This is a genomic window from Anaerotignum sp., assembly GCF_030625865.1.
Lineage (GTDB): Bacteria > Bacillota > Clostridia > Lachnospirales > Anaerotignaceae > Chakrabartyella.
Genome location: NZ_DAOUQB010000022.1, coordinates 1 through 12,382, shown reverse-complemented (window position 1 = coordinate 12,382; position 12,382 = coordinate 1). Strand labels below are relative to the sequence as shown.

13 protein-coding genes and 3 tRNA genes are annotated in these 12,382 nt (G+C 38.1%); 13 read left to right on the top strand and 3 right to left on the bottom strand.

The window, feature by feature from the left end; translation table 11 throughout:
- Positions 1-5: 5 nt before the first annotated feature.
- The 9 genes from rnpA to noc all read left to right on the top strand — a co-directional run bounded on the left by rnpA (position 6) and on the right by noc (position 8,947).
- Positions 6-389: a ribonuclease P protein component gene (gene rnpA, locus P9Q65_RS07820; RefSeq protein ID WP_304508828.1), complete on the top strand. Its 384-nt coding sequence runs from the start codon at positions 6-8 to the stop codon at positions 387-389.
- On the top strand, positions 386-607 hold the full coding sequence (yidD, locus tag P9Q65_RS07815) for a membrane protein insertion efficiency factor YidD (protein ID WP_442870842.1): 222 nt from the start codon (positions 386-388) through the stop codon (positions 605-607). The genes rnpA and yidD overlap by 4 nt, the downstream gene beginning before the upstream one ends.
- Positions 608-678: 71 nt before the next feature.
- Complete coding sequence (locus tag P9Q65_RS07810) at positions 679-1,740, top strand: YidC/Oxa1 family membrane protein insertase (RefSeq protein ID WP_304508826.1); 1,062 nt, start codon at positions 679-681, stop codon at positions 1,738-1,740.
- On the top strand, positions 1,733-2,350 hold the full coding sequence (jag, locus tag P9Q65_RS07805) for an RNA-binding cell elongation regulator Jag/EloR (protein ID WP_304508825.1): 618 nt from the start codon (positions 1,733-1,735) through the stop codon (positions 2,348-2,350). Before P9Q65_RS07810 ends, jag begins: the two co-directional genes overlap by 8 nt.
- A gap of 570 nt (positions 2,351-2,920) precedes the next feature.
- Complete coding sequence (gene mnmE, locus P9Q65_RS07800; protein WP_304508824.1) at positions 2,921-4,306, top strand: tRNA uridine-5-carboxymethylaminomethyl(34) synthesis GTPase MnmE; 1,386 nt, start codon at positions 2,921-2,923, stop codon at positions 4,304-4,306.
- 168 nt (positions 4,307-4,474) lie between these two features.
- Complete coding sequence (gene mnmG, locus P9Q65_RS07795) at positions 4,475-6,358, top strand: tRNA uridine-5-carboxymethylaminomethyl(34) synthesis enzyme MnmG (RefSeq protein ID WP_304508823.1); 1,884 nt, start codon at positions 4,475-4,477, stop codon at positions 6,356-6,358.
- 92 nt (positions 6,359-6,450) lie between these two features.
- On the top strand, positions 6,451-6,885 hold the full coding sequence (locus tag P9Q65_RS07790) for a hypothetical protein (protein WP_304508822.1): 435 nt from the start codon (positions 6,451-6,453) through the stop codon (positions 6,883-6,885).
- A 3-nt stretch (positions 6,886-6,888) separates the two neighbouring features.
- A complete protein-coding gene (gene rsmG, locus P9Q65_RS07785; protein ID WP_304508821.1) occupies positions 6,889-7,608 on the top strand; it encodes a 16S rRNA (guanine(527)-N(7))-methyltransferase RsmG in 720 nt (239 codons plus the stop codon).
- 499 nt (positions 7,609-8,107) lie between these two features.
- On the top strand, positions 8,108-8,947 hold the full coding sequence (gene noc / locus P9Q65_RS07780; RefSeq protein WP_304508820.1) for a nucleoid occlusion protein: 840 nt from the start codon (positions 8,108-8,110) through the stop codon (positions 8,945-8,947).
- Between the two features lie 365 nt (positions 8,948-9,312).
- On the opposite strand, the gene P9Q65_RS07775 is transcribed toward noc, so the two are convergent.
- From P9Q65_RS07775 to P9Q65_RS07765, 3 genes are read right to left on the bottom strand one after another with little or no spacing between them, the layout of a single operon-like run.
- Positions 9,313-9,789: a PaaI family thioesterase gene (locus P9Q65_RS07775; protein ID WP_304508818.1), complete on the bottom strand. Its 477-nt coding sequence runs from the start codon at positions 9,787-9,789 to the stop codon at positions 9,313-9,315.
- A 16-nt stretch (positions 9,790-9,805) separates the two neighbouring features.
- Positions 9,806-10,291, bottom strand: coding sequence for a PaaI family thioesterase (locus P9Q65_RS07770; protein ID WP_304508817.1), 486 nt, complete (start codon positions 10,289-10,291; stop codon positions 9,806-9,808).
- A 14-nt stretch (positions 10,292-10,305) separates the two neighbouring features.
- Entirely contained in the window at positions 10,306-11,250 is a 945-nt protein-coding gene (locus tag P9Q65_RS07765; RefSeq protein ID WP_304508816.1) for an alpha/beta fold hydrolase, read from the bottom strand.
- 102 nt (positions 11,251-11,352) lie between these two features.
- Between P9Q65_RS07765 and P9Q65_RS07760 the strand changes: the two genes are divergently transcribed.
- From P9Q65_RS07760 to P9Q65_RS07745, 4 genes are all read left to right on the top strand, one after another.
- Positions 11,353-11,559: a hypothetical protein gene (locus tag P9Q65_RS07760; protein ID WP_304508815.1), complete on the top strand. Its 207-nt coding sequence runs from the start codon at positions 11,353-11,355 to the stop codon at positions 11,557-11,559.
- A 106-nt stretch (positions 11,560-11,665) separates the two neighbouring features.
- Positions 11,666-11,738, top strand: a tRNA-Thr gene (locus tag P9Q65_RS07755).
- 7 nt (positions 11,739-11,745) lie between these two features.
- A tRNA-Tyr gene (locus P9Q65_RS07750) sits at positions 11,746-11,826 on the top strand.
- A gap of 25 nt (positions 11,827-11,851) precedes the next feature.
- Positions 11,852-11,925, top strand: a tRNA-Met gene (locus P9Q65_RS07745).
- Positions 11,926-12,382 lie beyond the last annotated feature (457 nt).

Sequence of the window (12,382 nt, the reverse complement as noted above, 5' to 3'; positions counted from 1 at the left end):
TCATTATGAAGTTTACAGAATCTTTGAGAAAAAATTTTCAATTTCGGTATGTATACAATAGAGGTAGATCTATCGCCAACCGCCATTTGGTTATGTATGTAGTGAAAAATGGGACACAGGGCAACAAATTAGGAGTTTCTGTCAGCAAAAAAGTTGGAAAAAGTGTTGTCCGTTCCCGTGTGACTCGTTTGATTCGAGAGAGCTATCGCAATATGGAGGACGACCTTCGTTGTGGCTATGATATTGTTGTGATTGCCAGAGTGATCTGTAAAGACGCAACATATCAGGAGGTCAGTGTTTCCTTGCGGCACTTACTCAAAAAACATCAATTACTTCTTTCTCAACAAGCCAAAGAAGCGGGGAAAGAGGATGAAAAAGAAATGAGATGAGAAAAATGGTAAAAAAATTTTTTTTGTTCTTAATCCGTTTTTATCAGGTGGGTATTTCTCCTTTGATAGGACCCCATTGCAGGTTTACTCCCACCTGCTCTCAGTATGCTTACATTGCTATATGTCGTTATGGTATATTTAAGGGCACATATCTTGCCGTCAGAAGAATTTTGAAATGCCATCCCTTCCATGAAGGCGGCTATGACCCCGTTCCTTAAAAATCCTTTTGTTTGTGATCTTGTCCTGCGGGGCAAAAAATTCTATTTGTTTGTTTAAGGAGGCATAAAACGTGTTTGGAAGTGAATTGTTATCAGGTGTCGTTTTGACGACGTTTACGTCTGTAAGGATGCCCGGAAGCATATTGAGTCCCATTGCAAATGTTTTGGGACAAGTATATAATATGCTCTTTAATGGGCTTTATGGTGTAATGAATGTGGGCGCATTGGGCTTTGCTATCATTATATTTACTTTGATTGTGAAAATAATTCTGTTTCCGCTGATGGTTAAGCAGCAAAAATCTTCTATTAAGATGCAGATGCTTCAGCCAGAGATAGAAAAGATTAAAAATAAATATAAAGGAAAAAAAGATCAGGTTTCTCAGCAGAAAATGGCTATGGAGATGCAGGATTTTCAAAAGAAAAATGGGATTAACCTTATGGGTGGGTGCCTACCTTTGATTATTCAGCTTCCTATTTTATATGCATTATTTTATATTTTCCAAAATGCATATATATATGTTGATGTAATTGGTCAAAATTACACAGATATCGCAAATGCAATTTTGCAGATTCCCGTAGATTTGAGAATGGAAGTGTTTGGGCCTTATGCTCAGACTTTCATGGATCATTACAAGAATGTGGCAACAATTAAAGCCAATGGTTTTGATTTGGGCCGTTTGAACGATGTTGTTATGCTGGTAAATTATCTTAACGTTGATGCATGGAAATCAATTTTAGAACAGCTTGGCAGCAATGGAGATGCATTGGTTGGACTTTTGGCAACAAAGAATAATATTGAAACCTTTTTGTATCTTCCTTTGGTAAACCAGGCCGGATTAAAATGGCCGGGGGTAATTATTCCTGTGGTGGCTGCAGTAACTACTTTTGCCCAGTCTAAAATTATGATGACAATGACACCATCTGCGAACAATGATCCCAACAACCCCGCAGCGGCCATGACAAAAACAATGACTTATGTTATGCCGTTTATGATGGGCTTCTTCTGTATTTCTATGCCTGTAGGTATTGGTCTTTATTGGACATTCAGTAATATCTTAAGTATTATTCAGCAGGTAATTTTACAGAAATACTATAAAAAGAAATTTATGGGGGAGGCAGCTCAAAATGGATGAAATTAGAAAAACCGGTAAAAGCATTGATGAAGCAATTGCTGCTGCTTTATCAGAATTAGGGGCGTCAAAAGAAGAAGTATCCATTACGGTGATTGAAGAAGGCTCTAAAGGTTTATTTGGTGTATTTGGCGGAAAAGATGCAGTTGTTTTGGTTAGAAAAAATTTTAATCCCGAACGCATGGCAGAAAATTTTTTAAGAGAAGTATTTTTATCCATGGGGCTTATTGTAAAAATCGAAACACAACTGAAGGATAAGCATCTACTAATCAATTTAACCGGTGGCGATATGGGTATCTTAATTGGCAAAAGAGGTCAAACTTTAGATGCTTTGCAGTATTTGGTAAATCTTGTTGTGAATAAAAACAGCAATTCTTATGTAAGCGTAATGCTGGATACGGAAAATTATCGTCAAAGAAGAAAGGAAACATTGGAAACCCTTGCCTTTAATTTGGCAAAGAAAGTAAAGCATACAAAGAAAAACGTGGTGCTTGAGCCAATGAATCCTTATGAAAGAAGAATTATTCATTCTGCATTGCAAAACGATCGATTTGTGACAACTTATAGCGAAGGGGAAGAACCTTATCGTAACGTTGTGATTACTTTAAAATAAAAACGATTTGAAACCCGTTACAGGAGCGCTTGTTACGGGTTTTCCTGTATTTAACGGATAATAAAAAATAAGACCATGTGCCTTGCCCACACCCACTTGCTTTTTGAAAAAAGCAAGAGCAAAAACTTCTATTGAAAACCGCATATTTATGTGGTTTTAGATAGTTACAGCTATTGGCTTTTGATTAAAAATTTCTTAAGCCTTTGATTTATCTCTTTAAAACTTGCAAAAACGAAGTTTTTCCATAAATGGGTCAAGGGATAAAATCCCTTGCAGGGTTTGGGACAGAGTCCCGAGAACGAAGGGCAAGACCTTGGGTTTCACCCAAACCTGCCTTGCTTTTTGAAAAAAGCAAGGGCAAAAACTTTTATATAAACCGCATATCCATGCGGTTTAAGAAAGATTTAGATTATATCTATAAGCAAAAACGAAGTTTTTCCATAAATGGGTCAAGGGATGAAATCCCTTGCAGGGTTTGGGACAGAGTCCCAAGAACTTACTCCCAAGAACTTAGTCCCGAGACCTTGGTTTTAATATTGACCTTGGTATTTGTTGAAATAGGAGGGGAAAATGAATAGATTAAATCAGTTAGACGATATAATAGCGGCAATATCAACCCCTTTGGGTATGGGAGGGATTGGTATTGTCAGAATCAGCGGGCAAGGCAGTGTTGAATTGGTAGATTGTCTGTTTGAAGGAAAAAAATCTCTTTTGGAAAAGAAAAGTCATACCTTGTCCTATGGGAAAATAATAAGCCGTGGAGAAGTTATTGACGAGGTTTTGGTCTCTGTGATGAAAGAACCCCAAACTTATACAAAAGAAGATATTGTTGAGATAAACTGTCATGGTGGTGCGCTGGTTACTCGCCGTATCTTGGAGGCGGTTTTGAACGAGGGTGCCAGATTAGCGGAACCCGGGGAATTTACAAAAAGAGCTTTTTTAAATGGCCGAATGGATTTAACTCAGGCTGAGGCAGTTATTGATATTATTCATTCTCATACAGATTTATCCCGTCAGGCGGCGGTAAATCAGCTAGAGGGAAGGTTGAAGACGGAAGTTCGCTCCATGCGTGAGGAATTATTGGATATGATTGCTGCAATAGAGGCGGTTATTGATTATCCGGAGCACGATGTGGAAGAAGAAACATACGGTAATATGGAACAGGGTGCTTTGAAATTACTGAGCCGTATGGAAGAATTATTGGCCAAAGCGGATCGTGGAAAAATTATTCGAGAAGGTTTGGAAACAGTGATTGTGGGTAAGCCTAATGTTGGTAAATCATCCCTATTGAATTGGTTATTGGAAGAAGAACGGGCAATTGTAACGGATATTCCCGGTACTACAAGAGATACCGTGGAGGAGTATATTAACATAGATGGCATTCCTATGAAAATTGTGGATACAGCAGGAATTCGTGAAACCGGGGATGTAGTGGAAAAAATGGGTGTGGAAAAATCCAAGGCCTATGCGGAAAAATCCGATTTGATTCTAATGATGTTAGACGGTTCAAGATTATTGGAAGGGGAGGACAGAGAAATTTTATCCTTCATTCATGGAAAAAAGACGTTAGTTTTGTTGAATAAAACAGATTTGGATCAAAAAATTTCTATGGAAGAATTGGAAAAATATATTCCCAAAGAGCAGTTGATTTCTATTTCCATAAAGGAAAACAGAGGATTTGAGGAGCTAATTCATGGTCTAAAGGATTTATTTTTCAGCGGTGAAAGTGTAAAGGCGGAGGATGGACTTTTAGGAAATACCCGCCATAAAAATGCATTGTTTCAAGCAAAAGAAGCGATGGAGCATTGCCTGACTACGATCCGTACCCGTATGCCTGAGGATTTTATTTCTATGGATTTGCAGGATGCCAACCGAGCTTTAGGCGAAATTACAGGCGATGTGGCAGATGAAGAAATTATTGATCGAATTTTTACAAAGTTTTGCCTTGGAAAGTAAAAAATAGGATATTTTTTAATATATTCGGAAAAAAGACAATTTTTTCTCCATTTTTTTGGTTAGTTCATTTGAAAGCATTGCTAATTCCGAGGAATTGTCCTAAAATACTAGATTAAGAATAAAATAAAAACGAGGGAGTTTCCCTTCGCGATACTAAGGAGTTTTAAAATGAAGTATGAGGCAGAAACCATTGATGTTGCTGTTGTAGGCGGTGGCCATGCAGGCTGTGAAGCGGCTTTGGCGTCAGCTAGAATGGGAATGAAAACCATTATGTTTGCCATCAGTTTGGACAGCATTGCCATGATGCCGTGCAATCCCTCTATTGGGGGTAGCTCTAAGGGGCATTTAGTAAGAGAAATTGACGCTTTGGGCGGACAAATGGGAAAAGTAATTGATAAAACTTATATTCAGACAAAAATGTTGAATACAGGAAAAGGGCCTGCGGTTTATTCCTTGCGCGCCCAGGCAGATAAAGTAAAATATCAATCAGAAATGAAACTCACTTTGGAAAAAACAGCAAACCTACGGATTTATCAAGGTGAAATTGCAGAGATTATGATGGAAGATGGCAAAGTTTCCGGCGTTGTGACTGCTGCCGGAGCAATCTTTCGCTGCAAAGCTGCTGTTCTTTCTATGGGTACTTATATGCGCGGGCGTTGTTTACATGGGGAAGTCATTGTTCCCAGTGGTCCCAATAACTTGATGCCTGCCACCCAATTAAGCCAAAGCTTAAAGGATATGGGAATTCAGTTGTATCGGTTTAAAACAGGTACACCGGCCAGAATGTTGAAACGTTCTTTGGACTTTGATAAAATGCAGCCTCAATATGGAGATGAAAATATTATTCCTTTTTCCTTTGAAAATACAGCGGAGGATATTAAAAGAGAGCAGGCATTATGCTGGTTGACTTATACCAATGAAAAAACCCATGAGGTTATAAAAGAAAATTTACATCGTTCCCCGTTATTCGGCGGTATTATTGAGGGGACAGGCCCCAGATATTGTCCTTCCATTGAGGATAAAGTGGTTCGTTTTGCCGATAAAGAGCGTCACCAGATTTTTATAGAGCCTGAAGGTGAGACTACGGAAGAAATGTATATTCAAGGCATGTCTTCTTCTTTGCCTGAGGATGTACAAATTGCCATGTATCATACGGTTCCAGGGTTAGAGCACTGCGAAATTACCCGTTTTGCTTATGCCATTGAATACGATTGCATTGATGCAACCCAATTAAAGCTTTCCTTAGAATTTAAGGATTATAAGGGATTATTCAGTGCAGGTCAGTTTAACGGAAGTTCCGGTTATGAGGAAGCGGCTGCCCAGGGGCTTATCGGTGGGATCAATGCCTCCAGATATATCCAAGGGAAAGACCCCGTTATTTTACAACGTTCCGATGGATATATCGGTGTATTAATTGATGATTTAATCAGCAAGGGAAGTAAAGAGCCATATCGTATGATGACAAGCCGTGCAGAATTCCGTTTGTTGTTGCGTCAGGATAATGCAGATCAGAGGCTGATGCCAATTGGTCATGAAATCGGCTTGGTTTCAGAGGAACGCTTTCTCGCATTGAGAGAAAAGGAACGTTTGATTGCTATGGAAATTGAGCGTGTAAAAGGCTTAACCATTGCACCTAATACAAAAACATTGGAAATATTGGAAAAACATGAAAGTTCTCCCATTAAATCAGGGGTAAAACTGTCAGATCTTATCAAAAGACCGGAGTTGGATTATGAAAAGCTTGCGCCTATTGATGGGGAAAGACCGGAATTGCCCATGGATGTGAGAGAACAGGTGAATATCCAAATAAAATACGAAGGCTATATCGGTCAACAGCTCAAGCAAGTGGAGCAGTTTAAAAAGTTGGAAAATCGTAAATTGCCCGAGGATATGGACTATCAGAGTATTCAAGGCCTGCGTATTGAAGCAAAACAAAAACTTGATGCAATTCGTCCCAGTTCTTTAGGTCATGCATCTCGTATTACAGGGGTATCTCCTGCGGATATTTCTGTATTGCTAATTTATCTGGAGCAACAAAAGCGAAAAAAATAAATTATGGGGATTTTGTCCCGTAATCTAAAAGACAAGCTCTCGGGACGCTGTCTCGAAGCCCAGGTCTATTTTTTCAAAAAGGAGGGGATTGGATGAATCTATTTCTGCCTTGGGAGGAAAATCGAAAAGAAGAACCCCAAAAAGACAGAAGAATGTTTTTACCCAAAAGAAGATTTCCATTGGAACATTCTTGCTTTAATACAATTGGTGCTCCCTTTTTTTCATTACCGAATCCCAGTGGAACGGTACGTTCATTTATTACTGCATTGGAAAATGACTGTCAAGATGAGGCGATGGGATATCTCTCTACTACCGCTGCTGCTGTAGCAGATTTTGAGGGAATCAAAAAGTTTTTTGAGGATAGAAAAACCCTTCATTTTTTTTCTGATGATATATTGAATGAAATTAGAACGGTATCCCTTACTTGCAAAAACGATGAGGGAAAAACAGAGGTAATTTCCGTTCAAATGGTGGCGGAACCTAATCGCTATGGTAAGTGGAAAATAAATTATATTGAGAAGGAGTAACACATGGAAAATAAAATGCTGTTACAATCTTGTTGCGAGCAAATGCAAATTCCTCTTTCCCAACAAATGGGAGAGCAGTTTATGATATATATGTCCCTGTTGCTGGAATGGAATGAAAAAATGAACTTAACCGCCATTACAGAGGAAAAAGAAGTCGTTTTAAAGCATTTTGCTGACTGCTTGAGCCTTGTGCCTTATTTAGAAATTTCACAGGATACAAAAATTATTGATGTGGGAACAGGAGCTGGCTTTCCCGGTTTGCCTGTGAAAATTGTCTGTCCGGAGGTTTCTATGACCTTGTTGGATTCTTTGCAAAAAAGAATTGGCTTTTTGGAAGAGGCAATAAAATCTATGGGTTTAAAGGATACTGTATGTGTTCATGCCCGTGCGGAGGATGGGGGACAAAATTCGTTGTATCGGGAGCAGTTTGATTACTGTGTTTCCCGTGCAGTGGCAAATTTAGCTGTATTATCGGAATATTGTTTGCCTTTTGTAAAAATTGGCGGAACTTTGGCGGCGCTAAAAGGTCCTGATGCTTTGGGAGAAATTGCGGAGGCAGAGAGTGCAATAGGGAAGCTTGGGGGTAGGGTAAGTAAGGTGATTGATGTTACAATTCCTTTTACAGAATTAGCACATAAGCTTGTTTTTATTGAAAAAGTATCTCCTACGCCAAAACAGTATCCCAGAAAAGCCGGTAAAATTTCAAAAAAACCTTTGAAGTAAGACAGTCTGACAGCATACTGATGTATGCTGTCTTTTTTATGGTAAAAGGGGACTGAGAGAAAAAAAGTAAGACAAGTCTTTTTGGAACGAAGCTATACCCGGGAAATATATTGTGTCGGCACAAATATTTCATCTGATTTTCAAATTTATTTTTATAAAAAAGCAGTAGTGGAATAAAAAAAATTACTACTGCTGAAAAGAAAAAATACGATATATAGTATGCCTGTGTCAAAAAAAGTCATGTATGTAGTTTTTTAAATGAAAAAATTTGACGAGAAAAGGTTAAAGAATTATTAAATTTTCACAACCTCCGTCAATATATCCAACCCTTCGAGTTTTTTGTGTCTTATGCAGCACCATTTTGTCGAGGGTACAGTGTTTTTGTTATACTCTTTTTCTGTCAATTTTGGTTTCCTATGTTAAAATGAAAAAAAAGAAAAATGCCGTAGATTTGTAAAAGTATCTCGGTTTCTATAGGATAAAAAAGGAGGAAATACAGATGGAGGTTTTGAAATTTCCCGAAATGCTATTAAAAAAGGAGAAGGCTGTATATCAGCTGCCAATTGAAAAGGTTCGTCCAAATCCATATCAGCCAAGAAAATATTTTAATCTAGGTGCACTGGAGGAATTAGCGGAATCCATTACTGCATATGGCATCTTACAGCCCATTACTGTTCGGAAAATGAGTGGTGGTTCCTACGAATTGGTGGCAGGTGAGCGTCGCCTTCGAGCAGCGGAAATGGCTGGACTTACAACGGTTCCTGCCATTTTTGTGCAGGTAAGTGACAGCGATAGTGCTGTTTTAGCATTTATTGAGAATATTCAGCGCCAAAATCTGAGTTTTTTGGAAGAGGCTGAAGGCTATCGCAATATGATGGAAGATTATGGTTTAACCCAAGAAGAGTTGGCGGCAAAGTTGTCCAAAAGCCAGTCAGCCATTGCAAATAAACTGCGTGTTTTAAAATTAGAGGATAGTGTGAAAAAAGAGCTTTTGGAGCATAACTTTACAGAACGTCATGCCAGGGCATTGCTTCGTTTGCCCGATGAGCAAACCCGTCTGTATGTTATGGCCCAGATGATTCGTGAGGAAATGAATGTAAAACGGACAGAAGAATTTGTGGAACATACTTTGGAAGAAATGCGGAACAAACATACGGAAAAGGGTGAGAGGAGGGAAAAACGTTATGTTACGGATTTCCGTTTGTTTACCAATACCATTAAGCAATCTTTAGAAGTAATCCGTCGCAGCGGTATGGATGTGGTATATGAGGATTCACAAAACGAGGAGGGATGTGAAATTATTATTCGTATTCGCAAAGGTGTAGTAGAATCGGCATGAACAAAAAATGATAAGTAATTTTGTTTCAAAAAGAATAGAAAGAAATGGGGTTTGTACTAAAAACTTTTTATGATCTCATATTTTATCGGGAATTTGAGAGGAAAAGGAATAAGGAGATGCTATCCTTTTATCATAGGAAGTAAGGAAAGTTGACTTGGAAATGAATAAGATGAGGTAGTAAAAAAGGGAGTTTTACTTACTGTTTATCTATTGATTTTCATTATCTTGCAAAAAAAGAATACAGGAATAGACTTTATAATTGAAAACAAAAGTGAATTTAAAATTGCCGATTATGAAAAGCAATAAGATTTATAAAAAAAAGGATGCAGATTTTAGCTGCATCCTTTTGCGTATCAAGGTTAATTTTACTCCGGTATATCCAATTGCTTATTTAAAATCATATACGTTGTAGTAGCAGTTGCCGCAAGAATATGCTCTCTTGTTAATCGTGCTTCCCCTACCAAGCTAATCATGTTTTTTCCCTGGGAAATGATGCGAGCATGATATTCAACTGTATCATCAGGTAGGACGGGTTGAATGTATGTTGTGGATAGATTCACAGTGCAAACCATATTTGGTTTTTCAAAATAATGGCAAAGTAAACCAAAAGTCATATCAAAACCCGTTACAATAATACCGCCATGCAATCCACCTTCCGGATTTAATTCCCAATCCTTTACTTCAAAGGAGAGAACCAGTTCTTTTTTTTCGAAGTTGCATTCTTTAAATTTTGGATCCAATAAATTTAGAACACCTTTTTCTCTCATATAAAAGTCAGGTGCATTTATTTTTGTAAACCAAGCCTCCATGTCTCCTTGGTTTAAATTTTTGTTTTTTTTCATAAGTATATCTTCCTTTCTATACTAATGGGTTGCTTTGGATTTCTCTGAGGGCTTTAAAAACTGCGGTAGAACTTGCTGCCAAAACAGAATTGTTTTGTGTCCATGCTTCTCCCGTAATATTGCATAAAGAGCGCCCTTGAAATTCTAATTTACCCTTAATATGAAAGGTAGTACCCATAAAAATAGGTTTATGATAGGTGGTATTTAAGTTTACTGTAATTACCACATGAGGTTTTGTAAAATAATGACAAAGAAGCCCAAGAACTGTATCAAAGGCTGTGGCGATGATACCGCCATGAATGACGTTTTGCGGATTTAATTCCCATTCTAAAACATCAAAGGATAGCGTAACGCTTTTTTCTTCTAGGCTGCAACTCACAAATTTGGGTTGGATTTTTGGTACTACACCGTGACTCAAGAGCCTGGAACCGGGACTGGTTACTTGTTGGAACCACAGTTCCATATCTTTTTGAGAACGGGTTGGTGTTTCTAACTGATTCATTACAATAATCCCCTTTATTTCAAATATTCTTTCACGATATGAGTAAAAGTTTGGCTGTTTTCCAGATGGGGAAAGTTGCCAACATCTTCAAAAATAACATATTCTCCCTCAGGACGGATGTTTTCGGCCCATTCCATGTTAGAAATGGGGTTTGATTTGTTTTCTTCTCCCCAAAAAATCCAGAAAGGCATAGGAAGGGCAGAAAATGCTGCTTTTGTATCTGCTCGCCAAAAACCTGTTTTTAATGTTGCAAAGGTCACCTGATTTTTTTTATTTCTTCTAGCAGAATAATAGAAGGTGTTCAATAACTCTTTTGAGATGTTTTCTTTTGCAAAAATAAGTTCTTCCAAACCTTCTTTGATTTTTCTTTTTGTTGTTCCGGAAAGAAAAAGTTGGGTTCCGGAAATAGGCATTAGAAGGTTATTGAGAGGTTTTGTTTCTTTATTTGTTGCGAAGCCTCGTCCAAAGCCTTCCGGAGAGATTAGGATAAGCCCTTTTATTTTTTCGGGATACATCATAGAGGTAACCAAAGCCATATCACCACCGCCATTAGATGCTACGATACAAACAGGACGGCGAATTACATTTTCCATAAATTCATGAATACATTGGGCATACTGATAGGCTGTCCACGGCTTCTCAGGTGTATAGGAATTGCCAAAGCCGGGTAAATCCAATGCATAAACATGGTAACTTTTTGCTAAATCCGTTATAACCATATCCCATTCCCTACGACTTGTCCCCAGTGTCATACTATGGATTAGGAGCAAAGGACGGCCATTTCCTACAGATGTATAGGCGATATCACCCAATGGTGAGGAATATATTTCAAAATGGGTATCATCTACTTTTTTTTGTGCTTGCCAAAAACAAGCTTTTTGCCAAAGAAATAATCCGCCGGAAAGACCTGTTGCTGCGGCGGAAAGGGAAAGTACTGCTTGCTTTGCTTTTTTGTTCATATCAGACCCTCCTTTTCTATTCTCTATTATGAACGGAAAAACGTCATTTGAAAAGAAAAATTTTCATAGGATGATAATAAGTTTTTGAATAGGAGCGATATTATGCAAGGATTTCTAACACTGGCAGGACAATTTTTTATAATTTTATGTATTCAGTCCATACTAGAAGTAATGGCTTTTTCCAGAAGGCAAAATCATTTGCTAAAACCTATCTCTCTGGGGTGTTATATTGCTTCTCTTCTTTTGGTGTTGCGGTTTATGCAGCAATATTTAGGCGAAATTTTACAGGCGCTCAGCCGCCTTTGTTAACTTATAAAGGATGGAAAATGCTTTTTGTCGAAAGAAGAAGAAAAAATACTTGACGAAACAAAAATCCTATGATATTATATTAGTCGTACTCCGTTTTTGAGTATTTGCCGATGTGGCTCAATTGGCAGAGCAGCTGACTTGTAATCAGCAGGTTATCGGTTCGAGTCCGATCATCGGCTTTCATATGGGTGGATTCCCGAGCGGCCAAAGGGGGCAGACTGTAAATCTGTTGCGATAGCTTCGAAGGTTCGAATCCTTCTCCGCCCATAGTAATTTCATATTTTTTTATTGCCGCGGAGTGGAGCAGTCCGGTAGCTCGTCGGGCTCATAACCCGAAGGTCGTCAGTTCAAATCTGGCCTCCGCAATTGAAAAAATCCCTGGAAACTTTTGTTTCTTAGGGATTTATTTTTTTGTTTTCTTGTTCTTTTAATGATGGTTGATAAAAAAGAGATTACGTAATATAAAAGTAATAAGGAGATAAAATTGTACCTAAAATAAAAGAAGCCATGAAACAAGGCAAATACAATCAATAAAATTTTAAAAAAAGCAGAAAACCCGCATATCTATGCGGGTTTTAGCAAGGTCAAGGGTGAAACCCTTGTAGGTGTTTGAGGGCAAAGCCCTCAAGGTCTTTCTTTTGACCTTGTCTTTCATCCCCCTAGAAACTTTTGTTTCTAGGGCTTTTTTACGTTTTAGACGGTTTAAGAAATTTTTGTAAAATCTTTTTTAAATTTAAAGTAAATTTTAGGTTTCTCCAATATACTTGGTCTTGGAAAAAGGAGTTGCACCTGCAAAACAGCAGGTAAGGAGGCGAAGGACATG

Excerpts from the sequence above, each read along its gene's own strand:
- P9Q65_RS07770 (WP_304508817.1), bottom strand. The coding sequence starts at position 10,291 with ATGAATCAGTTAGAAACACCAACCCGTTCTCAAAAAGATATGGAACTG.
- mnmG (WP_304508823.1), top strand. The coding sequence starts at position 4,475 with ATGAAGTATGAGGCAGAAACCATTGATGTTGCTGTTGTAGGCGGTGGC.
- noc (WP_304508820.1), top strand. The coding sequence starts at position 8,108 with ATGGAGGTTTTGAAATTTCCCGAAATGCTATTAAAAAAGGAGAAGGCT.
- P9Q65_RS07775 (WP_304508818.1), bottom strand. The coding sequence starts at position 9,789 with ATGAAAAAAAACAAAAATTTAAACCAAGGAGACATGGAGGCTTGGTTT.
- yidD (WP_442870842.1), top strand. The coding sequence starts at position 386 with ATGAGAAAAATGGTAAAAAAATTTTTTTTGTTCTTAATCCGTTTTTAT.
- rsmG (WP_304508821.1), top strand. The coding sequence starts at position 6,889 with ATGGAAAATAAAATGCTGTTACAATCTTGTTGCGAGCAAATGCAAATT.
- P9Q65_RS07760 (WP_304508815.1), top strand. The coding sequence starts at position 11,353 with ATGCAAGGATTTCTAACACTGGCAGGACAATTTTTTATAATTTTATGT.
- rnpA (WP_304508828.1), top strand. The coding sequence starts at position 6 with ATGAAGTTTACAGAATCTTTGAGAAAAAATTTTCAATTTCGGTATGTA.
- P9Q65_RS07790 (WP_304508822.1), top strand. The coding sequence starts at position 6,451 with ATGAATCTATTTCTGCCTTGGGAGGAAAATCGAAAAGAAGAACCCCAA.
- jag (WP_304508825.1), top strand. The coding sequence starts at position 1,733 with ATGGATGAAATTAGAAAAACCGGTAAAAGCATTGATGAAGCAATTGCT.
- mnmE (WP_304508824.1), top strand. The coding sequence starts at position 2,921 with ATGAATAGATTAAATCAGTTAGACGATATAATAGCGGCAATATCAACC.
- P9Q65_RS07765 (WP_304508816.1), bottom strand. The coding sequence starts at position 11,250 with ATGAACAAAAAAGCAAAGCAAGCAGTACTTTCCCTTTCCGCCGCAGCA.